Here is a 23560-nt window from a genome sequence, read left to right as displayed (position 1 = left end):
AGACGACGCGGGCCTGCGCCCCGTGTCAGCCCATCGCCAGCAAAAGCAGGATGCCGCCGACGATCAGCAGGCAGCCGGCGATTTCCATCAGGTTGATACGCTCGCGGAAGAAAAAGACCGTGGAGGCGAAGGTAAAGATCATCTCGACCTGCGCCAGCGCCTTGACCACCGCCGCCTGCTGCAGCGTCATCGCCATGAACCAGCCGAAGGAGGCCGTGGCGCCGGCAAGGCCGACGACCAGGGCCGGCTTCCACGCCTTGCGGATGCGGCCGATCTCGGCCCGGTCCTTCCACAGCATCCACAAGGCCATGAGCAGGCTCTGGAACACGATCACCCAGGCAAGCGTGACCGCGGCCTGCATGATGAAGTTCGGCCCGCCGAGCGCCAGCGAGGCGGCACGGTAGGCAACCGCCGTCACGCCGAACAAGGCCCCCGAGGCAAGCCCGACAAGCGCGTTGCGGCTGACCAGCGAGGCGAGCAGCGCCCGCCAGCTCAGGGGTGTGTGGGCGACCGAGATCAGCATGACGCCGAACACGCTGACGCCGATGGCGGCCAGCACGCCGGCCGAGATCTTCTCGCCGAGGAAGATCAAGCCGAACAGCGCCGCCTGCGCCGGCTCGGTACGCGAATAGGCCGTTCCGACCGCGAAATTGCGGAAGGAAAACAGATGGATCAGCAGGAAGGTGGCCGCGATCTGGCCGAGCCCGCCGGCGAGCATCCAGACAAAGAAGGTCGCGTTGAGCCGAGGCAGCGCATGGCCGGCACCGAAATGCAGCACGGCCACGAACAGGAGCGCGAAGGGCGCGCCGAAACCGAAGCGCACGAAGGTGGCCCCGGTGGTGCCCATCACGGCCTTGAGATGCTTCTGCATCGCGGAACGGATGTTCTGCAGGAACGCGGCCGCGATGGTGATCGGTATCCAGAGTTCCAAGGACGCCCCCCGCGCAAAAGAGGCGATCTAGGCCGACCGCGACCTTCAAGGCAAGAGGAACGCGGCGGACCGGCCTCGTCCCGTCACGCGGCCGCGCGGTTCTCGTCGTCCTGCGTCACCACGCAGTTGCGCCCGGCCCGTTTGGCCAGGTAGAGGCGCCGATCGGCGCTGCGCAGCGCCTGCGAGACAGTCAGGTCGCGGGAAAAATGCATGCCGCCAATGCTGACGGACAGCGGCACCGGCCGGTCGGACGGCCTGAACGACGTCGCCGCGACCTCGCGCCGGATATTCTCGCCGACCTGCGCGATCGCGCGCCCCCGGCAACCGGGGAGGTAGACCACGAACTCCTCGCCGCCGATGCGGCCGACAATGCTGCCGCGCGGCAGGGCACGGCGGATCGCATTGGCGATCGCCACCAGCGCAACGTCTCCCGCCTGGTGGCCATAGGTATCGTTGACCGCCTTGAAATGATCGGCATCGACAATCAGCAGGGCGCCGTCGGCCCCGGTCGCCTGCTCGCCGGCGATCGCGTCGAGCGCGCTTTCGCGATTGAGCATGCCGGTCATCGGATCGCGGCTCGCCCGTTCGGCCAGCCGCGCATGCGCCTGGCGCAGATCGGTGTGGGCGCGGGCCAGTTGGGCGTGCATGTCGAGGAACCGCCGCCGCTGGTACAGATGGAAGGCACTGACCGGCCAGCCGATCACCAACGGGCAGACGAGCGACATCAGGAGGCCGTTGGGTCCCAGGGACAGGCCTTGCAGCCGCATAAGGCTGAAAGCGACCAAAACCGAGGTGACCATGGCGCCGACGGCGATCAGTGCCGAGATCAAAACAATAGAGCGCATTGCGTACTCCCCACGAGCCGCTGTTGCCATCGCACCGTTAAAAATCCGATATGAGACTTCGATCAAATTTGAAACGATCCGGAACTGCCGGACGGTCGCGTCCGCTGTCATAGCGGCGGCAAAGATGCGATAAGGCGGCATGACACAGATTCCCGAATCGTCCGACTTCACCGGCATCCGCAACTGGGTGTTCGACCTCGACAATACGCTTTACCCGCATCACTCGAACCTGTTCGCCCAGATCGACGTGCGCATGACGGCCTATGTGTCGGAACTGCTTGAACTGCCGCGCGATCAGGCTCGCGCGCTGCAAAAAGAGCTTTATCGCGACCACGGCACGACGCTGAACGGGCTGATGGTCCGGCACGGCATCGACCCGGACGATTTTCTGCAGAAAGTGCACGATATCGACTACACGCATCTTGCGCCGGACCCGGCCCTCGGCGCGCAGATCCGGACGCTGCCGGGCCGCAAATTCATCTTCACCAATGGCGATCGCGGCCATGCCGAGCGCACGGCGGCGCAGCTTGGCATCCTCGACCATTTCGACGACATCTTCGATATCGTGGCCGCCGGGCTGGTGCCGAAACCGGCCCGCGAGACCTACGACAAGTTCACCGCGCTGCACCGCGTCGCGGGCGCCGATTCGGTGATGTTCGAGGATCTGGCCCGCAATCTGGCCGTGCCGAAGGCGCTCGGCATGAAGACGGTGCTGATCGTGCCGCGCAACTTCGAGCCGACCTTTGCGGAAATCTGGGAACAGGACGCCGACAAGGAGGACGATGTCGACTACGTGACCGACGATCTCGCCGGCTTCCTGGCCGCGATCAATCCCGGGTCCGACAACGTTTGAAACGCTTCACCTCGCTCGAAGCGCAGATCGACGTCGCCGCGCACCGCGTCCTCGACGCGCTGCCGGCCGGCGGGCTCTCCGGCGCTCTGGTCGAGTTCACGGTATTCGGCCTGAAACAGGCATGGGCCTGCCTGTTCGGCGGCGCGCTGCTCATGCTGATGATTACGACGAAATACGCCTGGCCGGAGGAGGCCGCACTTGCCCGCTACGACTTCTTGTTCCTGTCGGCCCTCACCATACAGATCGCCATGCTGGCCGCCCGATTGGAAACCCCGGCCGAGGCCAAGGTCATCCTGATCTTCCACGTGGTCGGCACGGCCATGGAAATCTTCAAGACGTCGGTCGGCTCTTGGACCTATCCGGAAGAGGCGTTCTTCCGGATCGGCGGCGTGCCGCTGTTTTCAGGTTTCATGTACGCCGCCGTCGGCTCGTATCTCGCACGCATCTCGCGCATTTTCGACATACGCTACAGCCGCTACCCGCCCTTCGAGGCGACGGTCGCGCTCGCCGTGGCGATCTACGTCAATTTCTTCACCCATCATTTCACGCTCGACCTGCGCTACGGCCTGTTCGCGGTGACGGCGCTGCTGTTCCTGAGAACGACGGTGCATTACCGCGTCTTCCGGTTCCGCCACCGCATGCCGCTCCTGCTCGGGTTCCTGCTGGTCGCGCTGTTCATCTGGTTCGCAGAAAACATCGCCACCTGGTCGCGCGCCTGGCTCTACCCGGCCCAGGCGCATGGCTGGACACCTGTGTCCATCGCCAAGCTTGGCGCCTGGTATCTGCTGATGATCATTTCCTTCGTGCTGGCGACAATCGTGCATCGCCCGCGCGGGATCAGCCGGGAAGATGAGGCGGGAGCGGGAGACAGCGCGGCGGAGCCCGCGGAACGACGCTAACGGCCGGCCGGTTCAGATCTCGTAGAAGCGCTTGACGCAATTCCAGGCCTCGCCGGCGGTATCGGCATAGTCGATCAGGTTCTGGTCGTCCGGCGAGATCGTGCCCTGCTCGGCCAGGAATTCGATATTGACCGCGCCTTGCCAGAACGCGCGGCCGAACAGGATGACGGGAACCCGCTCCATGCGCCCGGTCTGGATCAGCGTCAGCGTCTCGAAAAACTCGTCCATGGTGCCGAAGCCGCCGGGGAAGATGGCGACCGCCTTGGCGCGCATCATGAAATGCATCTTGCGGATCGCGAAATAGTGGAAGTTGAAGCACAGTTCGGGCGTGACGTAGGGGTTGGGCGCCTGTTCGTGCGGCAGCACGATGTTGAGCCCGATCGTCGGCGCGCCGACATCGGCGGCGCCGCGATTGCCGGCCTCCATGACGCCCGGACCGCCGCCGGTGACGATGACGAATTCGCGGTAGTAGGACGCGGCCGAATGCTGCGAGCAGATGCGGGCGAAATTGCGCGCCTCCTCGTAATAGCGGCTGTTGGCGAGCAGGTTCTTTTCCTGGACCTCGTTCTTGGCCGCCCAGGCCTCGCCGCCGGGCTCGGGAATGCGCGCGCCGCCGAACAGGATCACCGTGGAGCGGATGCCGCGCTCGGCGAGCGCCATTTCCGGTTTCAGCAGCTCGAGTTGCAGGCGCACGGCGCGCAGTTCGCGCCGGGTCATGAAATCGTCGTCGTCCCAGGCCAGGCGATAGGCCGGCGAGCGTGTCTGCTCGGTATCGGGCACGCTGCGCGAGCGTTCCAGGTCCTCGTCCGAATGCGGCAACGGCGTCCAGCCGTTCTTGTCCATCGGGTTCATGCGTCCAGTCCCCTTGTGCGTCGCTTTGCACCGTCCGCCCGGCATGGCCGCGATTGACCCTCCCATGGCGTTGACATAGGTTCCGCGCGACTTTCGCCCCGTCTATGGCTAAAGCCTATCCCTTAATGAGACGTTGTAATGGAGCCCCGGATGCACAAGCCCGATCTCGCGACCCTCGAGCGCACCATCGAACAGGCCTTCGAGGCGCGCGACGGCGTGAGCACGACCACGCGCGGCGAGGTGCGGGAAGCCGTCGAGACAGCGCTCGACCTGATGGATCGCGGCCAGGCGCGGGTGGCCGAACGCGACGCCGACGGCGCCTGGCAGGTGAACCAATGGCTGAAAAAGGCGGTGCTTCTGTCGTTCCGGCTCAACCCGATGGAGATCATCAAGGGCGGACCGGGCGAAGCCGTGTGGTGGGACAAGGTGGCGTCCAAGTTCGACGGCTGGAGCGCGAACGAGTTCGAGAAGGCCGGTTTCCGCGCCGTGCCCAGCGCTGTGGTGCGCCGCTCGGCCTATATTGCGCCGGGCGCGGTCTTGATGCCGTCCTTCGTCAATCTGGGCGCCTATGTCGACGCCGGCACGATGGTCGACACCTGGGCGACCGTCGGCTCGTGCGCGCAGATCGGCAAGAACGTGCACCTTTCGGGCGGCGTCGGCATTGGCGGCGTGCTGGAGCCGATGCAGGCCGGCCCGACGATCATCGAGGACAATTGCTTCATCGGCGCGCGTTCGGAAGTGGTCGAGGGCTGCATCGTGCGCGAGGGCTCGGTGCTCGGCATGGGCGTGTTCATCGGCAAGTCGACCAAGATCGTCGACCGCGCCACCGGGGACGTGTTTTACGGCGAGGTTCCGCCCTATTCGGTGGTGGTCGCCGGCACCATGCCGGGCAAGACCATCCCCGGCAAGGACTGGGGCCCGAGCCTCTATTGCGCGGTCATCGTCAAGCGGGTCGACGAAAAGACACGCTCCAAGACCTCGATCAACGAGCTGCTGCGGGATTGAACCAGGTGGGTCCGGGCCAAATCATCTGGCTGTTTTTCGGCTTTTCCGGCCGGCTCAGCCGCCAGGCCTACGCGCTGGCCGGGCTGCTGCTTTATTTGCTCCGGGTCTATCCGATCTATCGCATCATCAATGCCGGCGACAACGACGCAGCGGCCACCTTCTGGGGCGGCATCTTTCTCGTGGTGGTCGGCGCCACGCTGATCTCGCATGTCGCCACCTCGGTGAAGCGGCTGCACGACATGAACCAGCCGGGCTGGTTCGCGGTGTTCTTCATCATCGGCGACATTTTGATGTATCTGTTTTTGTGCCTGGCGCCGGGCACGCAAGGGCCGAACCGCTTCGGAGCGCGCACCAACGCGCCGAAATAGAACCTGCCCGATGGCCTGCCGCACCCTCGATCCCGCGGCTCCGTCTTGTCTTCGTCCGTATGGACCCGGATAGTGGGCGCGCGGGTCTTGTCCGCACAGCTTGGTACGACCCGGACATGGCGAAAACGACCAGTCATTCCCGTATTGCGTTGCGACAATGGGTGAGCGACGCGCGGCGGGACGGTGCAAGCCTGCGCGAGGCCGTCGAGACCTATCTGGAAACGGCCGAGACGGCGCATGCCCCGGTGGCGCCCGACGCACCGCCCGCGCACGACACCGGCGACATTCTTGGCGCTACGCCGCCATCGCGGTTCGCCGAGATTTTCTGGCTTTTGGAACAGTGGCGGCTGGCGATCGAGATCCCGCCCGTCAGGCAGGGCGCCGGCGGTCCGCCGCGCCTTGCCCTCGATGACCTGAAGCGGGTCCAGGACATGGACGGCAGACGCGCCCTGCGCGCCAACGAAAACAAGCTGATCGCCAAGTTCCCGCCCGGACACCCCGAGCGCTGGGTGCTGCCGGCAACCGCGACTTTGCTGGCCCGGGTGTTCCCGCGCCGCAGATTTCGCCCGACCAACCTGGTTTGGTATCCCGCCGGCGGCTGGATGGGTTGGCATACCAACGCCGATCAGCCAGGCTGGCGGCTCTACATCAACTGGAGCGTGCCGCTCGGCGGTCGATCCGCCTTTCTCGGCCTTGTCGAGGGAAAGATCGTCAGGCGCAACGATCCCGGCGGATGGTCGGCGAATTGTTTCAAGATCAGCGCTGATCGGCCCTTCTGGCACGCCGTCGATGCCGCCACCCCCCGGCTCAGCGTCGGGTTTCAAGCCCTTGAAGTCTTCTGACGACTGACCCGGCAAGGTTTCCTCCGGCGGCTCCACCACACCGATCCGGCGCCATTCCCGGCAGCCGGCCCGATACCGCCGCATTAACGATTGCGGTCATGCAGAATTGAGCGCAATGTTGTCTTCGGGAACAAATCCACAAATATAAGCAATTATTGATCTAAATAATAAAAATCAAAAGGGAGGACAAAACATGGCCAAGGGCGATACCGATACTGGCGATCAAAACACACAACAGACACCTAAACCGATCGTCGACAAAAAAGCTCTGTCGATCGACACCATCCTTTCGTTCGGAGGCGACAAATACGAAATGATGCTGGAGATTCCGCATCATGTCTCGAAGACGGACCCCTATGTTTTTTCGCTCACGCCCGATCCCAATTCCAAGGACAATCAAATCGTCGAGGCGGACGGCACCAAGCACCCCGCGCCCCCGGTCATCAAACTGAGGCTCGGCGGCGGCGACAATGTCGAGCTTCTGGTCAGTCCGCCGCAACGGCTCTTGAACGGCCTCAACAACGGCGTGGTCGATCTCGACAAGCTGCAGATCAAACTCAGCAACTGGGAAGAGTAGCAAGGACCGTCCCTGCCGGGCCGGGCCGGAACCGTCGGGAGAGCGCCGGTGCGCAGCGGATTGAGCATCGATATCGTGATCGGACTGAAGGGGGAAGGGCTCGGCCCGGCCAGCGGTGCGGCCGAGGCCTTGCTGGGGTTCGATGCCACGCTGCAAGCCTCCTTCGCCGCCGACACGCCTTCGCAACTGAGCCTTGCGCCGCGGGGCCTGCCCGACAGACCGTATCTCAGGATATCGGTGCCGGCCAGCGGCGCGCCAAGCGTGAAGGTCGATCCAGACGCCGTGCTCGACGGCTTTCTGTCGGGTAGCCAGATTCAAGGTCTGCGGAAGGTCCTTGGAGTGTAACGGACAGACAGACCATGCGCGCCATCGAAGTGTCGGCGGAATTCAGGATCGAAGGCGTTCATTTTGAGTTGAGCGCGGAGGACATTCTCAAGCCCGCGACCCAGTCGCTGTGCGACACGCTGCCGGAGAAAGGCTACCTGCTCGAATTGGGCATGGTCGAGAAAAGCCATGTCGACGTCGTCGAGATGATCGGAAAAATTACCGGCGCGGAAGGGTTTACCGACAAGCTTGGCGTCTTCGCCGACATCGTCGCCGAGCTCAAGGAAATCGACGTCAAGCTTCTCGCCAAACCGCGCGCGCTGAAAATCGTCGCCCGGTTCGACAGCATTACCGTCAAGATGTTCGGCGTCTCCAAGGAGGTGAAGGACGCACAAATCATCATCGTCAAGAAGAAGGGAAAGAAGGCGACCGTGTGCATCAGCGGCCATGTCGAGGGCGTCTTCTGGTGCTACTGCGGAACCAAGTGGAAGAAGCCCCGCAAGCCGCCGCGCCGCAAGCCGGACGACAAAGGCGGCGGCGGCGGCGGTGGCGGCCCGCCTCCACCTCCAGGCGACGACGAGGACGAGGACGACGAGGACGATGAGGACGACGAGGACAGCTCCGGCGGTTCGTCTTCCGGCAAGGATGAACCGGTCGACGGCAAATATCCCTGGGTGTTGGGCAAGAGCAATCTCGGAGTTGACACCTGGCTGCCCGAGACCAGGAAAAAATAGGGACACAGCGATATGACCCGACGCAGTTTTCCGACCATAGAACGCCAGGTCTTCCGCGAGGGAATGCTGGTCGACGCGGCCGCCCTGACGCGCGAACAGGACTACCATCGCAGGCATCGCGAAGTGCTGACACAAGCGATCCTCGAACCCGGCGTGCTGGGCGGGTTCGACGTTGCGCTTTCGGGCGCGCATTTGCTGGTCGGGCCCGGCGGCGCGATCGATGCGCTCGGCCGGCTGATCATCCTGTCGACGCATGCCACGAACGCCGAAAACAAGCCGCTCAAGTTCAAAGCAGAGATGGCCGAGCTGAAACTGCCCGCCATCCCGTCGGGCGGCTCGGCAAGCCTTTCGATCGCCTTCGGCGAAACGCCAGCGGACCCGGAAAGCGGGCAGGCGGATGCGAGCCCGGTACTGGCGGTTACGGAACCTGGCCAAGCCGTCCCCGCGCCGGCGATCTTGCTGGCCACGATCCGCAACACGGCCACCGGCGCCTCGGCGCCGCAGCTCGAGGTCGAGACCTCGCATCAACGCAGCTGCGGGCTGGCGATAGAAGGCCAGATACCGGCCAGCAGGATTGCCGGCCTGGACACGGTGACTGCGACGCTCGCGCGACTGACCAAAGCGGTAACGCCGCTCGAAAAGATGCCCGGCGCGCTGGCCGATCTGAGCGCACAGGCCGACGAACGGCACACGCGGTTCGCCTCGCTCGAGCACTCTGTCGAGCAGATCGGCGAGGCCGTCGACGCGCTCATGCCGCTGCCCGAGGAGGTGCGCGACATGCGCGAAAGGCTCGGCACGATGGGCGCGACGCTCGACTTTCTGGAACCCGTTCCCGATCAGCTTGCCGAATTGTCCGACACCAGCGGCAAGCAGGACGGCCGGCTATCGACGATCGACCACACGCTGGAGCGCGTAACGGGCAAGCTGGGCACGCTCGACGGACTGCCGGAGAAATTGGCCAATGTGACCCGGCAAATCGACGGGATGGGAGAGTTCCTCAATCGCATCAGCGACTTTCCCCGCATGATGACACATCTGATGAACACGACCGACGCGCATACGAGCGAGGTGCGTGCACTGGAAAAGAGCGCAAGCCATAGCAACAGCAAGCTGGCCGACCTCGCACCGCTGCCCGACAAGGTCGCGAAGCTCGCCATGTCGGTCGCCTCGATCGGCGACCGGCTCGGCCCGCTCCCGGCACGGCTTGATAGGCTTGAAAACGCCTCCGAAAGCGCGACCGCGACACTGGGCACCATCGGTGGCCAGATCCACGAGATTCACGAATTCCTCGACGTGATCGACACGCTGCCCGACAAGCTCAAGGACGTGGCCGCGCAGGCGCAAGCAAACGCCAGCGGTCTTCAGTCGGCGCATGACAGGCTGGCCGCGCTCGACGGCGTGGAGCAGAGCGTGCACGACCAGGGCGAGCGGCTGCAAGCGGTCCAGGCGCAGTCGAGCGCACACGACACCCAGCTTGCCGGCCTGAAGGAGGCGCCGTCGAAGATCAGCCATCTGATGCAGTCGGAAGACCGGCTGTCGCAACGTCTGCACGCAGCCGAACAGGCGCTCGGCAGGCTCGAGCAGATCGAAGCAAGCCTGACCGCGATCAACGGCCGGCTGGATGCGATTGAAAAGACGGCAACGCGGATCGACGACATCGAAACGCATGTCAATTCGATCGAAAAGGCGCTCGGCAAGGTGGCCCAGCCACCCGGAACCGTCGAACCGACGGACGAGCCCCGCCACCTTCCGCATACGTTGAAGGAATTCCGCGCCGCCTACCCGCACAACGACGAAAAGGCGATGGTGGCCGCCTACCGGGACGGAAACTACAATATCGGCCAGATCTCCGCCTTCTTCGGCCACGACTACATGGATCTGGTGCGCGGCATCCGGCGCGACAATTATTGGCAGTGGCAGGCAGAACTGGCGGCGAAGAAAGCCGCCGAGAACGATTAACCGGAGCCGGGCCGTGCAAGCCTCACCGCGGGAAGCCGGATCTCACTCGCCGGTGATCGACGCCAGAAAGTGAAGCCGGTTCTCGACATTGGTCTTGTCGGTGCGCACGTCTTTGGTTTCCACGAACCATTTGTAGATCGCGTCGATCATCTTGCGGTTTGCACCGTCGACCCATTCGGTCCGCCCGACCTGCTTGAATCCCTTGTCGATCAGCACCTTGAGATAGGCCCGGCCAAGGTCGCCGTGGTGCAATATCTCCCTGACATTGGTGTCGTATTCCTGCTTGGCGAACAGGATCGAGGGATTGTGCGTGGTGTAGCCGCTGCGGATGGTGTCTTCGTCCAGATTCTCGGTGACGCCGAATTTCAGGAAGATCCAGCTGTTGCGGCCATCCGTGACCCAGCCATCCAGCGGCGTTATGACGAGATATATCGCGAGCACCGGCATGATTTCCTCTCCTGTTTTCGGATTATTTGGAACGATTTTCTTTCAGCTTACACGTATATTGACGATTTGCACTCTTATCTCTCTTCTATTCTGAACTACTACTTTAACCAACGATCATGGACTGCCCGTCGAACGGGCTGCGATCCATAAACATTCCGCGCCGGCCGTTGAGGGTCGTCGAGATTGCGAATGTTCCGACCAAGGACCGTCAAGCCTGTCCGCGCCGAGCGCTCGTCATGCGCGCCCTTGTTGGCTATCCTTCAAAACCCCGCGAGAAGGATCGGAGAAAACCGTGTCGCAACCCGCCGAAGACAAGGACACCGCGATCGGTCGCATGTGGCTCTACACGGCCGAACGCCCCTGGTTGCTGGGCACTATCGTGGCGTTGGCCCTGGCCTTGCTGCCCATTGCCGTGTGGATGGACCTCAAGAACCTGTCCGACCGGGCGCTGACCGTCCAGGCCCGGACCCTGAACCGGATGCTCAACGACATACGCGGCTATTACGCCACCAATGTCGTGAGCCGGGTGCAGGGCCATGACGGCGACAGCATCGCCGCGCACGACTATGCCGACATTCCCGGGGCCGTGCCGATCCCGGCAACGCTGTCGCTCGAACTCGGCGACGTGATCGGCACCAGCGGCGAGGAGGAAATCGGCTACCGCTTCGTGTCCGATTCCGCGTTCACGAGCCGGGCCGCGCACAGGCTCGACGGTTTCGAGCGCGCCGCGCTTGCCTCCTTCCGCGCCTCGCGCGATCCCGGTGCCGTGGCCACCGAAATCGCCGGCTCGCTGTTCGAGCGCGAGATCCGGATGGCGGTCCCCGTCATTCTCGGCCAGGCGTGCGTGTCGTGCCACAACAATCATCCGCTCAGTCCCAAACAGGACTGGCAGGTCGGCGACGTGCGCGGAATCCAGGCGATCACCGTCCACCAGCCAATCGCGAAGAACCTGTTTTCCTTCAAATATCTGTTCTTGTATTTCGCTGGCGCCGGCGCGTTCGGCATCGCGCTGACCGGCCTCAACTGGCGCCAGGCCAATCAATTCCGCCGGATGAACAGCGAGCTGGAGGAGGCGAACGACTTCCTTGCCTCGGTGTCGATGAAAATCTCGAAATATCTGTCGCCGCAGATCTACAAGAGCATCTTTTCCGGCGAAAAGGACGTCACGATCTCGACCGAACGCAAGAAGCTGACGATCTTCTTTTCCGACATCAAGGATTTCACCGAAACCTCCGAACATCTGCAGCCGGAGGAGCTGACGAACCTGCTCAACGAGTATTTCACCGAAATGTCGGCGATCGCCCACGCGCACGGCGCGACGGTGGACAAGTTCATCGGCGACGCCATCCTGGCCTTTTTCGGCGATCCGCACACACGCGGCGCGCGCGAGGACGCCAATGCCTGTCTCGACATGGCAATGGCCATGCAGCGGCGCATGGTGGAGTTGAAGGGCGAATGGTGCCGGCGCGGCATCGAAAAGCCGTTCGAGGTGCGCATGGGCATCAATACCGGCTACTGCAATGTCGGCAATTTCGGCTCGGCCGACCGGATGGACTACACGATCATCGGCGCGGAGGCGAACCTGGCCGCGCGCCTGCAACACATCGCCGACCCGGGCGGCATCGTGCTGTCCTACGAGACCTGGGCGCATGTGCGCGACAGGGTGCGCGCACGCCCCCTGCAGCCGATCACGCTCAAAGGCATTGCGGGCGAAATCGTGCCCTATGCCGTGGAAGGCATTCACGACGGCGATGCCGCGCCGGCCACGTTCAACGAGGCGGAGAGCGGCCTGTCGCTGTTTCTCGACGTCGACCGTCTCGACGCCGAGGCGCGGCGGCGCGCGGAGACGGTGCTCGAAAAGGCGCTGCACGCCGTGCGCGGCGCACGGCCGGACAAGCCGCCCGAACCCGCCGGCTGAAATCGCGAGACGCCGCCGCGAGCGCGCCCTACCGTCCGGCTTGCGGCAGCACCGCCTCCGGCTGAAGCCGCGGCGCCCCGCGCCCGGCCCGTTCGGCGCGCCGTATCGCGGCCAGCACGGCGCGGTTGGCAGGCGCGTCCAGGCCATGGCGTTCGGCAAGCGCGATTACCGCGCCCTGAAACTGGTCGACCTCCGTCGGCCGGCCCCGTTCCAGATCCTCCCACATGGAGGAGCGCGCGGCGGGATCGACGGCGAGCATGCGTCGGGCGAGACGGCGAAACAGCGGATCGGGCAGGCGCAGCACCGCCGGCAGCAGGCCGGGCCGCAAGCGCCCGATGCGCGCCGGCCGGATGCCGGCCGCCTTCATCGCGCCAAGCGCCTCGGCAATCTGGCCGGCCAGCACACGGCGCCAGCGCCGGTCGGCGAGTTCGTCGGCGAGCGGCAGGCCCGACAGGGCGTTGAGGGCGTTGTTGAGGTTGAGCAGCAGCTTGCCCCACAGCACGGCGTCCATGTCGGCGGCGGCCGAAACGGGAAAACCGGCAACGCCGAGAAAGGCGGCCAGCCCCGCGGGCGCGCGGTCGACCAAGGTCGTGCCTTCCGTCGCGCGGTGAAAGACCGGCGCGCCATCGTCCGGCATCGCGGCCACCACGTTGAACGGCACCATGCCGGCCACGACCGGATGGCGCGCACCAAGCCCGGCACGCAGGATGGCGGGATTCTCCACGCCATTCTGCAAGCTGACCACCACGGCGCCCGGCCGGGCATGGTGCGCGACCAGCCGGGCCATCGCTCGCGTCGCGCCGCTCTTGACGGTGACAAGCACGATGTCGGCATTTGCAAGCACGGCCGCGGGGTCTGCGCTGGCCTGGACACGACCGGCAGGCAATTGGCGCTGCGTGCCGTCGAGGTCGCGGACCGCAAGACCGGCCCCGGTAACGGCGTCGACGATGCGCGGCCTGGCCAGCAGCGCCACCTTGCGCCCGGCAAGCGCCAGGCAGGCGCCGGCATAACAGCCGATGCTGCCGGCGCCAGCGACCGCGATCCTGGTTTGGTCGTCAAAGCGCATCCGGTCCTCCACTCTCCCCGCCATCACAGCCATTGCAGCGGCCGCGTCAAGCGTCCGGCCGGTTTTGCGGGTGACATCTGGCCCAAATGCCGACGCGGTTTCGCGGCGTGACAGGCGCTGTCCTTTCGACTATCCATCCGCCTCATGTCATTGCCCGTCGATCCCGCCGCCAATCTGGCCACCCTGATCCGCTGTCCCTCGGTCACACCGGCCGAAGCCGGCGCGCTGTCGGCGCTGGAAGCCATGCTCAACCCGCTCGGCTTTGCCGTCGAGCGGCCGGTGTTCAGCGAGGCCGGCACGCCGGACGTGGAAAATCTCTATGCAAGGCTTGCAGGCGCCGGGCCGCATCTGTGTTTTGCCGGGCATACCGACGTCGTGCCGGTCGGCCACGAGGCGGCCTGGACGCATCCTCCCTTCGCCGCCATCGTCGCCAACGGCGCGATGTTCGGCCGCGGCGCGGTCGACATGAAAGGCGGCATCGCCTGTTTCGTGGCCGCGGCCGCCCGCCATATTGGCGAGCACGGCGCGCCGGCGGGTTCGATTTCGCTGCTGATCACCGGCGACGAGGAAGGCCCGGCCGTCAACGGCACGCAAAGGCTGCTGGAATGGGCGGCAGCCAAAGGCGAGCGCTGGGACGCCGCCGTGGTCGGCGAACCGACCAATCCCGAGCGGCTCGGGGACATGATCAAGATCGGCCGGCGCGGCTCGCTGTCGGGCACGCTGCGCGTCGCCGGCCGGCAGGGCCATGCCGCCTATCCGCACCTGGCCGACAATCCGGTGCGCGGGCTCACCATGCTGATCGACGCGCTGATGCATCCGGCCTATGACGAGGGCACCGAGAGTTTCCAGCCGACCAATCTGGAGGTGACCAGCGTCGACGTCGGCAATCCGGCCGTCAACGTCATTCCCGCTTCGGCCACGGCCAGCTTCAACGTGCGCTTCAACGACCGCTGGACGGCGGAAAGCCTGCAGGCGGAAATCCACGACCGGCTCGACCGGGCGGCGCAGCTGACGCGGCTGCGACCCGGCCGACCGGAGCCCGTGTCGTTCGAACTCGACTGGCGCGACCGGCCGAGCCCGGTGTTCGTGACCCACGACGACAAGCTGATCGCGTTGATGCGCAGAGCGGTCAGCGACGTGACCGGGCGCCAGCCGGAACTGTCGACGACCGGCGGCACGTCGGATGCCCGCTTCATCAAGGATTATTGCCCGGTGGTCGAATTCGGGCTGGTCGGCCAGACCTTGCACATGGTCGACGAACACGTGGCGCTGGCCGACCTGGAGACGCTGACGCAGATCTATCAGCGCCTGCTGGCGCTGTGGTTCGAGTAGTCCGCCGATGCCGTCAGCCCAGGATATCCAGACCTACATGACCGGCGCCTGGCGGCTGATGATGGGCAAGCCAGAGGCGATCCGTCTGTTCGACCTGTCGGCGGACGGCTTCTGGAACTCGTTCTATGCCATCGTGGTGGCGGTTCCCGCCCTGACCGTCGGCTGGGCAAGCTTCGCCGGCGATTTCGCGGTCGGCGCAGGCGGGCGTTTCGGGATCGTGTTCCTGCTTGGCGTGATCGATCTGGCAACCTGGGTGCTGCCGCTAATCGTCCTGGCCTTGGTGGCCAAGCCGCTCGGGGTCGGCGACCGTTTCGTGCCTTACGTGGTGGCCAGCAATTGGGGCTCTGCGCTGCTGATCTGGCTGATGCTGCCGGCAACGCTGGTGCGCCTGCTGGCGCCGGGCGCCGACGAACTGGCCGCGCTGCTGTCGCTCGCCGCCTTCCTGGTGACGATGGCGCTGTCCTGGCGGCTGACCAATGCGGTGATCGACCGCGGCGCCGGCCTGGCAAGCGCGGTGTTCGCGCTCATGCTGGCGCTGTCGATCGGCGTGCTGTTGACGCTGCAGGCGCTGTTCGGTCTCGACGCGCTGCCGCCGGCCTGATCGCCGGGGCGCGGCGCGCCGTTCAATAGTCGACCTTGATCAAGCAAAGCCCGCCCGGCGGCGCCACCGGCCCGCAGGCGGTGCGGTCGCGCGCGGCAAGCGCGGCGCTGACGTCGTCGGCGCTCCAGCCGCCATCGCCGACGCGCTTGAGCGTGCCGGCCATGGAGCGGACCTGGTTGTGCAGGAAGGAGCGCGCCGAGGCGCGGATCTCGATCAGCGGGCCGGATCGCGTCACGTCGAGACGGTCGAGCGTCTTTTCCGGGCTTTTCGACTGGCACCGCACCGAGCGGAAGGTGGTGAAGTCGTGATGGCCGACCAGGCGCTGCGCGGCCCGGTGCATGGCCTCGACGTCGAGTTCCTTCTTCACGTGCCAGGCGAAGTTTCGTTCCAGGGTCAGCGGCGGATGGCGATTGATGATGCGGTAGAGGTAATGCCGGCCGCGGGCGGAGAAGCGCGAATCGAAATCCGGACCGACCCTGGCCGCGTCCAGGATAACGACCGTCTCGCCGGCCATCTGGAGATGGGCGTTGACGGCGTCGCACACAGTGCTGGCCGGCCAGTCCCGGTCAAGGTCGCAATGCGCGACCTGCCCGGTGGCGTGGACGCCGGCATCGGTGCGGCCGGCGCCGCCGAGCGTCACCTGTTCGCGGCAAAAGGCGAACAGCGCCGCCTCGATCGCGCCCTGCACGGAGGGCTGGTCGGCCTGGCGCTGCCAGCCGGCATAGGCGGTGCCGTCATATTCGATGTCGAGCCGGTAGCGTGGCATGGCGCTCAACCGACGCCGAAAGCGCGCGGATAGACCAGGCGGCCGGTCAGCGGCGCGGCGCCCCAGGCAAGCGCCTGGAGCGCATCGCCCTGAAACAGGCTTTCGAAACCCGCCGCGCGCTGGTGCGTATACCCGAAGCGGCCGTAATAGGCCGGATCGCCGAGAACAACGGAAAGCCGTTCGCCGGCCGCGCGCAGCCGTCGGTGACCTTCCAGGATCAAGGCCGTGCCGATGCCGCGGCCCTGGAAATCCGGGGCAACTGCGGCCGGCGCCAGCGCAAAGGCCGAAAAGCGGGATGCGCCGTCTTCCACGACGAGCCGCGAGAACAGGACGTGACCGACGACCGTATTGTCGCGTTCGGCGACCAGTTCGAGCACGGCGTCGCCGTCGCGGCGGATCGCGTCGACCAGTTCGGCCTCGTCGGTGCGCGAAAAGGCGGCCTCTTCCACCGCGAAGATCGCCGCGCGGTCGGCGTCGGTCGCCGTCCTGATGCGCGGTTCCGTCATGACACCCTGTCTCCCCGGCTCAGCGCCGCGCCGCGCAGAAAGGCCTCGGCCGTCATCGGTTTGCCGCCGGCGCGCTGCAGTTCGACCAGGCGGACGGCTCCGGTTCCGCAGGCAATCGTCAGCGCGTCGTCGAGCACGACACCGGGAGCGCCCGTTCCCTCGGCCGGCGCCGAACGCAGGATCTTCAGCCGCTCGGGCCTGCCGGCTAGGCGCGCCTCGCACCAGGCGCCCGGAAACGGCGACAGACCGCGAATGTGATCGTGGATTTCGGCCGCGGGCCGCGTCCAGTCGATGCGGGTTTCGCCCTTGTCGATCTTCCTGGCGTAGGTGACGCCTTCGGCCGGCTGCGGCGTCAGAGCAAGCCGGCCGGCCTCGAGCGCGGCAAGGGCCTCGACCATCAGCGTGGCGGAGTGGCGCGCCAGAACGTCATGCAGCTCGCCGGCCGTCATGTCCGGGGCGATCTCGACCCGCCTTTGCAAGGCGACGGGACCGGTATCGAGCCCCTCCTCCATCTTCATCACCATCATCGCGGTCTCGCGGTCGCCGGCCATGATCGCGCGCTGGATCGGCGCGGCGCCGCGCCAGCGCGGCAGGGCGGAGGCATGGCCGTTGAAGCAGCCGAGCCGGGCGCCGTCGAGGATCGGCCTGGGCAGAAGCAGACCGTAGGCCACCACGACGGCGGCGTCGGCCGCCAGATCGCGAAAGCGGGCCTGCTCGTCGGCGCCCTTGAGCGAGGCCGGCGTGCGCACCTGAAGGCCGAGTTCCTCGGCGGCGCGGTGCACCGGTGATCGGGTCACCTCCAGCCCGCGCCGTCCTGCCTTGCGCGGCGGCTGGGTATAGACGGCCGCGACGTCGTGTCCGGCCGCGGCCACGGCACGCAGCGTCGGCACGGAAAAATCGGGCGTGCCCATGAAGACGAGACGAAGCGGCATTCTAAACGATCCGATAAGGACAAGGGGACGCGCCCACCACCCCGCTTCAAACGGGTTTAGAGCCCAAAGGTCAAGCTGTCCTAGCCCGCCATCCGCGACGGCGGCTTGTCCCGGGCGACCTTTCTGAATTTCTTGACCACCATGTCGCGCTTGAGCCTGGAGAGGTGGTCGATGAACAGCACACCGTTGAGGTGGTCGATCTCGTGTTGCAGGCAGGTCGCAAGCAGACCGTCGGCCTCGACCTGGCGCTTGTTGCCGTCGATGTCGACATAGTCCACGGTCACCGCGGCCGGCCGCTCGACCTCGGCGTAATAATCGGGAATCGACAAACAGCCTTCCTCGTAGACCGAGCGCTCGTCGACCGAGGCGACGATCTCGGGATTGATGAAGATCTGCGGTGCGCGCGGCTCGTCCTCCTTGGACAGATCGATGACAAGCAGGCGCAGCGGCTCGCCGACCTGGATCGCGGCCAGGCCGATGCCCGGGGCCTCGTACATGGTTTCCAGCATGTCGTCGGCGAGCGCCCGCACGGTCTCGTCCACCCGCTCGAGGGGCTTGGACACCTGGCGCAGGACGGGGTCGGGCAGAAAAACGAGTGGCTTGATCGACATGGCCTTCAGGTAATCGGTGGCCATGGGAGCGTCAACTCCATCTTGGACAATGTTCCTGTTTTGATCTTATGTGGTGCGCTCGAATCGGCTAGGGTGGTCCGATGGACCCGATCGAACCGCTCCTTTCCCAGCCCCTGTTCATGCTCGGGGACACGCCGATAACCCTGGCGCACGCGCTCCTGGCGGGCGCGGGGCTGGTCCTTGTGCTGGTCGTCCTGCTTGTCGCGACGCTGATGCGCGCGGCGCGCACCCGGGCGATGGCGGCGGCGGAAGCGGCCGCCCATGCCCGCGAGGCGGAGGCGCGCATGACCGAGATCACACGCGCGCAATCGGAGATGCAGGGCCGCATGGCGACCATTGCCGACGTGTTCGGATCGCGGCAGGGCGAACTCAACAAGGCGATCTCCGAACGGCTCGACGCCATGACCGGCCGGCTCGGCCAGTCGATGAGCCAGCAGGCGCGCGCCACGCATGAGAGCCTGGCCAAGCTGCAGGAGCGGCTGGCCGTGATCGACACCGCCCAGGGCAATATCCAGTCGCTGGCCGGGCAGGTCGTGCAATTGCAGCAGATTCTTGCCAACAAGCAGACGCGCGGCGCCTTCGGCCAGTCGCGCATGGAGGCGATCGTGGCCGACGGGCTGCCGTCGGGCGCCTATGAGTTCCAGGCGACGCTGTCGAACGGCAACCGGCCGGACTGCCTGGTAAGAATGCCGAACGGCGCGCCGTCGCTGGTGATCGACGCCAAGTTCCCGCTGGAATCGTGGAATGCGATCCGGGCGGCCGGCGAAAACGAAAGCCCGGAGGCCGAAAAGCAGGCCACGCAAGCCTTTCGCCGCGACATCGACGTGCATATCAAGGCGATTTCCGAACGCTACCTGATCCAGGGCGAGACCCAGGAGACGGCGTTCATGTTCGTGCCGTCGGAATCGATCTTCGCCGAGATCCACGAGAATTTCGAGGCGCTGGTGCAGCGCGCCCATCGCGCCCGCATCGTGATCGTGTCGCCATCGCTGCTGATGCTGTCGATCCAGGTCATCCAGGCGGTGCTGAAGGATGCGCGCATGCGCGAGCAGGCGCATCTGATCCAGGGCGAGGTGGCGCGGCTGATGCTGGATGTCGGGCGGCTCGACGAGCGCGTGCGCAAGCTGCAGACGCATTTCTCGCAGGCCAATCGCGATATCGACATGATCCTGACCTCGACGGAGAAGGTGACCAAGCGCGGCGAGAAGATCGAGGCCCTGGAACTGGGCGCGGCCGACGGCGGGGCGGCGGAGGCCGATGGCGGAAGCCCGCCCAAAATGGCCGAATCCAAGACCGGCTCGCTGCGGCTGCGCGTGGTCGACGGCGACGACTGAGCGCTTTTGCTGCATCGCGCGCTTCAATCGCGGCCGGATTGGACGTAGACATTCGCCATGTCGAAGCGAATCGCCGGTCCCGAGATCGAACGCCTGATCCAGCTGCTTGCCAAGGTGCCCGGCCTCGGCCCGCGCTCGGCGCGGCGCGCCGCCCTGCACCTGATCAAGAAAAAGGAGCAGCTTCTGGGACCGCTGGCGGCGGCGATGGCCGAGGCGCTCGACACGGTGCGCATCTGCTCGACCTGCGGCAATGTCGACACCTGCGACCCGTGCACGGTGTGCACTGACGCGCGCCGCGATCCCGCAACGCTGATCGTGGTGGAGGATGTCGCCGACCTGTGGGCGCTGGAACGCGCCGGGGCGATCAATGCGCGCTACCATGTGCTCGGCGGCACGCTGTCGCCGCTCGACGGCGTCGGCCCGGAAGAGCTCAACATCAAAACGCTGGTCGACCGCGTGGCTGCCGGCGGGATCGGCGAGCTGATCCTGGCCGTCAACGCGACGGTGGAAGGCCAGACGACCGCGCACTACATTACCGACCAGCTCGACGGGCTCGGGGTCAAGGTGACGCGGCTTGCCCACGGCGTGCCGGTCGGCGGAGAACTCGACTATCTCGATGAGGGAACGCTTGCGGCGGCGCTGAAGTCGCGGACCACGTTTTGACGCATTGTTCGCCGAGGAACCGGATATGACACGCCTGCGCCGCCTTGCCGTCCTCGCCGCCGCGCTGTTTCTGGCGACAGCGCCGGCAGCCGCGTCCTCGATCGAAAAACAGTTCCGCGCCTGGCTCGACGCCGATCTGTGGCCGGCAGCGAAGGCCAACGGGGTGTCGCGCGCCACCTTCGACGCCGCCTTTACCGGCATCTCGCCCAATCTCGACCTGCCCGACCTCGTCCTGCCCGGCAAGAAGGCGGCGACGGTCCAGCATCAGGCCGAGTTCCGCTCGCCGGCCGCCTATTTCAACGAAAACACCGTGCGTGGCGTCACCGCCGGCGGGCGGGCACGGCTCAAGCAGCATCGCGGCACACTCGCGGCGATCGAAAAGCGCCACGGCGTGCCGGCCGGGATCATTTTGGCAATCTGGGGCCGCGAATCCGGCTTCGGCCGGGCGAAGATCCCGCACGACGCGTTCCAGGTGCTGGCCACCAAGGCGTTTTTGTCAACGCGCAAGGAGATGTTCCGCACCGAGGTGCTGGCCGCGCTCGTTCTGGCCGACCGCAACCAGATCAGCCCGCGCAGCATGAAATCGTCCTGGGCCGGCGCGCTCGGCCAGCCGCAGTTCCTGCCGAGCTCCTATCTGAAATTCGCCGCCGACGGCGACGGCGACGGGCGCGCCGACATCTGGAACTCCGAGCCCGACACGCTGGCCTCGATTGCGCGCTATCTCGACGCGCATGGCTGGGTGCGCGGGCGCGACTGGGGGTTCGAGGTGACGGTGCCGCAGGGCGTGTCCTGCGCGCTCGAAGGACCGGACCGCGGCCGGCGGATCGCCGACTGGGCGGCGATGGGCGTCAAGCGCGTCGGCGGCAAGCCGTTTCCCGCGCACGAGCTCACCGGCGAGGGCTATCTGATGATGCCGGCCGGCCGCTTCGGGCCGGCCTTCATCGTCACGCCCAATTTCTACGTGTTGAAACAGTACAACGAGAGCGACGTCTACGCGCTGTTCGTCGGCCATGCCGCCGACCGGATCGCCTATGGCGAGCGCCGCTTTGCCGGCGGCTGGACGGCGATCGACCGGCTGAACCGCGCCGACATCGCCGCCATGCAGCGCGGGCTGGAACGGCTCGGCCACGATGTCGGCGGCGCCGACGGGCTGGCCGGTTTCAAGACGCGCCGCTCGATCGGCGCCTGGCAGACAAAAAACGGCCGCGCGCCGACCTGCTTTCCCGATGCGGGGCTGGTGCGGGCGCTGCGCTGAGCTCAGGCGTCTTTCAGGATGCCGGTTGCCCTGATCCGCGCCGCGAAGCCTGCTTGATCGGGGATGTCGACGCCGAAATCGGTGCGGAACGTTTCGACGAAATCGTCGGTCGATTCCAGCCGGCGCTGACGGTTGGTTCCGTCCAGTCCGCGAAAGGTCAGGCGATCGTTCGACAGCGTGAAACGCCCTTCGGAGGTCGGCCGGGCCGCCATGATCGTCCAGGTGAAATGCGATTGGGGATGGGTCGCCATGTAATAGCTGGAGACCCGGTAGTCGATCGGCTGCTGCGGCTGCAGGTCGAAATGGTAGACGGGACGCCAGTCGCCGTCGACCGCGGCCTGCAGGCGGAAATGATCGCCGTCATCGTCGATGCGGTAGTCCTCGTGCGGGGTCGACTGGACCACGCCCGCGGCAAGGCGCAGCGGCGCGGTCAGGGTCATACGGCCGAAACCGACATCGGCGAGCCAGGTCTCGCCGTCGAGCGCGATGCGCAAAAGCATATGCGCGCGCGGAATGACCGTTTCGTCCGGCTGGCCCCACATCACCCGGGCGGCGAGCCCCGTCACCTGGAAGCCGAGTGCGGAAAGCACCTGCCAGAACAGAAGGTTGTGCTCGAAACAATAGCCGCCGCGCCTCGAGCGGACGAGCTTGTCCTGTACAGAAGCCAGGTCCAGGTTCACCGGCCGACCGAGCAACGGATCGAGATTTTCAAAGGCGATCGCCTGCGGATGCAGACGATGAAGCTGCCGCAGCACCGCCAGCGTCGCCGCGCGCTCGCCATGATAGGAGATGCGGCGGAAATAGGCGTCGAGATTAAGCCCGGCCGCGCCCGGATCATTCGCCGGTACCGTCCGATCCGTGAGGTCGTGCCGCGCCTCCATCAGGCGGCCCGCGCCAGGGCGCGATGGCAATCGGCCAGGATCTCGAAGGAGCGCAGCCGGGCACCGTGGTCGAAGATCTGTCCGGTGACGATCAACTCGTCGGCGCCGGTGCGGCGCGCGAAATCGGCAATGCCGGTCTTGACCGTCTCCGGCGATCCCACCACCGCGCAGGAAAGCGCCTGGGCGAGCATCGCCCTGGCGGACGGGTCGAGCGTGTCTTCGTAATTTTCAACCGGCGGCGGCAGCTTGCCGGCCCGGCCGGAGCGCAGATTGACGAAAGCCTGCTGCTGCGAGGAGAACAAAAGCCGCGCCGCCGCGTCGGTCTCGGCGGCGAACACGCTCATGCCCAGCATGACATAGGGTTTGGCGAGCTGTTCGGACGGCTTGAACCGTTCGCGATAGATCCGCACGGCGTTTTCCATCTCGGCCGGCGCGAAATGCGAGGCGAAAGCGTAGGGCAGGCCGAGCGCGGCGGCGAGCTGGGCGCCGAACAGGCTGGAGCCCAATATCCAGATCGGCACGTCCAGACCGGCGCCTGGCACCGCCTGCACGCGCTGGCCCGGCTGCGGCGGACGGAACCAGTCGATCAACTCGACCACGTCCTGCGGGAAGGCGTTGGGATCGGCGTTGAGCCCGCGACGCAGCGCATGGGCGGTCGCCATGTCGGTGCCCGGCGCGCGGCCGAGGCCGAGATCGATGCGGCCCGGGTGAAGGGCCTCCAACGTGCCGAAGGCTTCCGCGACCATCAACGGCGCGTGGTTGGGCAGCATGATGCCGCCGGCGCCGACGCGGATGGTCGAGGTCGCCGCCGCGACCTGGCCGATCACCACCGCCGTGGCGGCGCTGGCGATGCCGGGCATGTTGTGGTGCTCGGCCAGCCAGTAGCGGTGGAAGCCCCAGCCCTCGGCATGGCGCGCCAGGTCGAGCGTGTTGGCCAGCGACCGGGCGGCGTCGCTGCCTTCGGCGACGGGCGCCAGGTCGAGAACGGAAATCGGGATCATGGCACGGATATGGGAGCCTGCACGGGAAGATACCAGA

At 66.1% G+C, this 23560-nt stretch carries 26 protein-coding genes; 15 read left to right on the top strand and 11 right to left on the bottom strand.

The window, feature by feature from the left end; all coding sequences use genetic code 11:
- Window positions 1–25 precede the first annotated feature (25 nt).
- A complete protein-coding gene (locus ACT2B0_RS01145; RefSeq protein ID WP_473460644.1) occupies window positions 26–931 on the bottom strand; it encodes an EamA family transporter in 906 nt (301 codons plus the stop codon).
- Between the two features lie 83 nt (window positions 932–1014).
- On the bottom strand, window positions 1015–1776 hold the full coding sequence (locus ACT2B0_RS01140; protein ID WP_473460642.1) for a GGDEF domain-containing protein: 762 nt from the start codon (window positions 1774–1776) through the stop codon (window positions 1015–1017).
- A gap of 139 nt (window positions 1777–1915) precedes the next feature.
- On the opposite strand from ACT2B0_RS01140, the gene ACT2B0_RS01135 reads away from it, so the two are divergent.
- The gene (locus ACT2B0_RS01135; protein WP_473460641.1) at window positions 1916–2629 is read left to right on the top strand and encodes a pyrimidine 5'-nucleotidase; all 714 of its coding nucleotides are present in this window, start codon (window positions 1916–1918) and stop codon (window positions 2627–2629) included.
- Window positions 2626–3528 (top strand): DUF817 domain-containing protein, encoded by a 903-nt coding sequence (locus tag ACT2B0_RS01130; protein WP_473460639.1) that lies wholly within the window; start codon window positions 2626–2628, stop codon window positions 3526–3528. Before ACT2B0_RS01135 ends, ACT2B0_RS01130 begins: the two co-directional genes overlap by 4 nt.
- Window positions 3529–3540: 12 nt before the next feature.
- Here ACT2B0_RS01130 and ACT2B0_RS01125 read toward each other — a convergent pair whose 3' ends face one another.
- Window positions 3541–4380 carry an LOG family protein gene (locus ACT2B0_RS01125; protein ID WP_473460638.1) on the bottom strand — a complete coding sequence of 280 codons (840 nt, stop codon included), beginning with the start codon at window positions 4378–4380 and terminating at the stop codon, window positions 3541–3543.
- A 150-nt stretch (window positions 4381–4530) separates the two neighbouring features.
- Between ACT2B0_RS01125 and dapD the strand changes: the two genes are divergently transcribed.
- From dapD to ACT2B0_RS01090, 7 genes are all read left to right on the top strand, one after another.
- The gene (gene dapD, locus ACT2B0_RS01120) at window positions 4531–5385 is read left to right on the top strand and encodes a 2,3,4,5-tetrahydropyridine-2,6-dicarboxylate N-succinyltransferase (RefSeq protein WP_473460636.1); all 855 of its coding nucleotides are present in this window, start codon (window positions 4531–4533) and stop codon (window positions 5383–5385) included.
- Window positions 5386–5390: 5 nt separating this feature from the next.
- Window positions 5391–5753, top strand: a complete 363-nt coding sequence (locus ACT2B0_RS01115; protein ID WP_473460634.1) for a DUF805 domain-containing protein — start codon at window positions 5391–5393, stop codon at window positions 5751–5753.
- Window positions 5754–5869: 116 nt separating this feature from the next.
- Window positions 5870–6595: a hypothetical protein gene (locus tag ACT2B0_RS01110; RefSeq protein ID WP_473460632.1), complete on the top strand. Its 726-nt coding sequence runs from the start codon at window positions 5870–5872 to the stop codon at window positions 6593–6595.
- A 193-nt stretch (window positions 6596–6788) separates the two neighbouring features.
- Window positions 6789–7172, top strand: coding sequence for a hypothetical protein (locus ACT2B0_RS01105; RefSeq protein WP_473460630.1), 384 nt, complete (start codon window positions 6789–6791; stop codon window positions 7170–7172).
- Between the two features lie 48 nt (window positions 7173–7220).
- Window positions 7221–7517, top strand: a complete 297-nt coding sequence (locus ACT2B0_RS01100; protein ID WP_473460628.1) for a hypothetical protein — start codon at window positions 7221–7223, stop codon at window positions 7515–7517.
- A 14-nt stretch (window positions 7518–7531) separates the two neighbouring features.
- Window positions 7532–8230, top strand: a complete 699-nt coding sequence (locus tag ACT2B0_RS01095) for a hypothetical protein (protein ID WP_473460626.1) — start codon at window positions 7532–7534, stop codon at window positions 8228–8230.
- 12 nt (window positions 8231–8242) lie between these two features.
- A complete protein-coding gene (locus ACT2B0_RS01090) occupies window positions 8243–10189 on the top strand; it encodes a coiled-coil domain-containing protein (protein ID WP_473460624.1) in 1947 nt (648 codons plus the stop codon).
- Between the two features lie 42 nt (window positions 10190–10231).
- Here ACT2B0_RS01090 and ACT2B0_RS01085 read toward each other — a convergent pair whose 3' ends face one another.
- Complete coding sequence (locus ACT2B0_RS01085) at window positions 10232–10636, bottom strand: hypothetical protein (protein WP_473460622.1); 405 nt, start codon at window positions 10634–10636, stop codon at window positions 10232–10234.
- Window positions 10637–10970: 334 nt separating this feature from the next.
- Here ACT2B0_RS01085 and ACT2B0_RS01080 point away from each other — a divergent pair, with 334 nt between their 5' ends.
- Entirely contained in the window at window positions 10971–12554 is a 1584-nt protein-coding gene (locus tag ACT2B0_RS01080) for an adenylate/guanylate cyclase domain-containing protein (RefSeq protein ID WP_473466190.1), read from the top strand.
- A 28-nt stretch (window positions 12555–12582) separates the two neighbouring features.
- Here the strand turns inward: ACT2B0_RS01080 and ACT2B0_RS01075 are convergent, their stop codons facing one another.
- Window positions 12583–13620 (bottom strand): 2-dehydropantoate 2-reductase, encoded by a 1038-nt coding sequence (locus ACT2B0_RS01075; protein WP_473460620.1) that lies wholly within the window; start codon window positions 13618–13620, stop codon window positions 12583–12585.
- 144 nt (window positions 13621–13764) lie between these two features.
- Between ACT2B0_RS01075 and dapE the strand changes: the two genes are divergently transcribed.
- A complete protein-coding gene (gene dapE / locus ACT2B0_RS01070; protein ID WP_473460618.1) occupies window positions 13765–14952 on the top strand; it encodes a succinyl-diaminopimelate desuccinylase in 1188 nt (395 codons plus the stop codon).
- A 7-nt stretch (window positions 14953–14959) separates the two neighbouring features.
- Window positions 14960–15553 (top strand): transporter, encoded by a 594-nt coding sequence (locus ACT2B0_RS01065; RefSeq protein WP_473460617.1) that lies wholly within the window; start codon window positions 14960–14962, stop codon window positions 15551–15553.
- Between the two features lie 22 nt (window positions 15554–15575).
- Here the strand turns inward: ACT2B0_RS01065 and truA are convergent, their stop codons facing one another.
- From truA to def, 4 genes are all read right to left on the bottom strand, one after another.
- Window positions 15576–16319, bottom strand: coding sequence for a tRNA pseudouridine(38-40) synthase TruA (gene truA, locus ACT2B0_RS01060; RefSeq protein WP_473460615.1), 744 nt, complete (start codon window positions 16317–16319; stop codon window positions 15576–15578).
- A 5-nt stretch (window positions 16320–16324) separates the two neighbouring features.
- Window positions 16325–16825, bottom strand: a complete 501-nt coding sequence (locus tag ACT2B0_RS01055) for a GNAT family N-acetyltransferase (RefSeq protein ID WP_473460613.1) — start codon at window positions 16823–16825, stop codon at window positions 16325–16327.
- Complete coding sequence (gene fmt, locus ACT2B0_RS01050) at window positions 16822–17757, bottom strand: methionyl-tRNA formyltransferase (protein ID WP_473460611.1); 936 nt, start codon at window positions 17755–17757, stop codon at window positions 16822–16824. Before fmt ends, ACT2B0_RS01055 begins: the two co-directional genes overlap by 4 nt.
- A gap of 80 nt (window positions 17758–17837) precedes the next feature.
- Entirely contained in the window at window positions 17838–18368 is a 531-nt protein-coding gene (def, locus tag ACT2B0_RS01045) for a peptide deformylase (RefSeq protein WP_473466188.1), read from the bottom strand.
- A gap of 101 nt (window positions 18369–18469) precedes the next feature.
- On the opposite strand from def, the gene ACT2B0_RS01040 reads away from it, so the two are divergent.
- Genes ACT2B0_RS01040 through ACT2B0_RS01030 form a run of 3 tightly spaced genes read left to right on the top strand, consistent with a single transcriptional unit; the run spans window position 18470 to window position 21641 of the window.
- Complete coding sequence (locus tag ACT2B0_RS01040) at window positions 18470–19723, top strand: DNA recombination protein RmuC (RefSeq protein WP_473460610.1); 1254 nt, start codon at window positions 18470–18472, stop codon at window positions 19721–19723.
- A 57-nt stretch (window positions 19724–19780) separates the two neighbouring features.
- Window positions 19781–20386, top strand: coding sequence for a recombination mediator RecR (gene recR, locus ACT2B0_RS01035; protein WP_473460608.1), 606 nt, complete (start codon window positions 19781–19783; stop codon window positions 20384–20386).
- Between the two features lie 25 nt (window positions 20387–20411).
- A complete protein-coding gene (locus tag ACT2B0_RS01030; RefSeq protein ID WP_473460606.1) occupies window positions 20412–21641 on the top strand; it encodes a lytic murein transglycosylase in 1230 nt (409 codons plus the stop codon).
- A 2-nt stretch (window positions 21642–21643) separates the two neighbouring features.
- Here the strand turns inward: ACT2B0_RS01030 and ACT2B0_RS01025 are convergent, their stop codons facing one another.
- Both ACT2B0_RS01025 and ACT2B0_RS01020 read right to left on the bottom strand, forming a co-directional pair.
- On the bottom strand, window positions 21644–22522 hold the full coding sequence (locus tag ACT2B0_RS01025) for an arylamine N-acetyltransferase family protein (RefSeq protein ID WP_473460604.1): 879 nt from the start codon (window positions 22520–22522) through the stop codon (window positions 21644–21646).
- Window positions 22522–23523 carry an LLM class flavin-dependent oxidoreductase gene (locus ACT2B0_RS01020; protein WP_473460603.1) on the bottom strand — a complete coding sequence of 334 codons (1002 nt, stop codon included), beginning with the start codon at window positions 23521–23523 and terminating at the stop codon, window positions 22522–22524. The genes ACT2B0_RS01025 and ACT2B0_RS01020 overlap by 1 nt, the downstream gene beginning before the upstream one ends.
- Window positions 23524–23560: the final 37 nt, after the last annotated feature.

The organism is Nitratireductor sp. J20-h4, from assembly GCF_056780505.1.
Note: the sequence above shows the minus strand (reverse complement) of the source record. Positions and strands in the feature narration are given on the sequence as shown.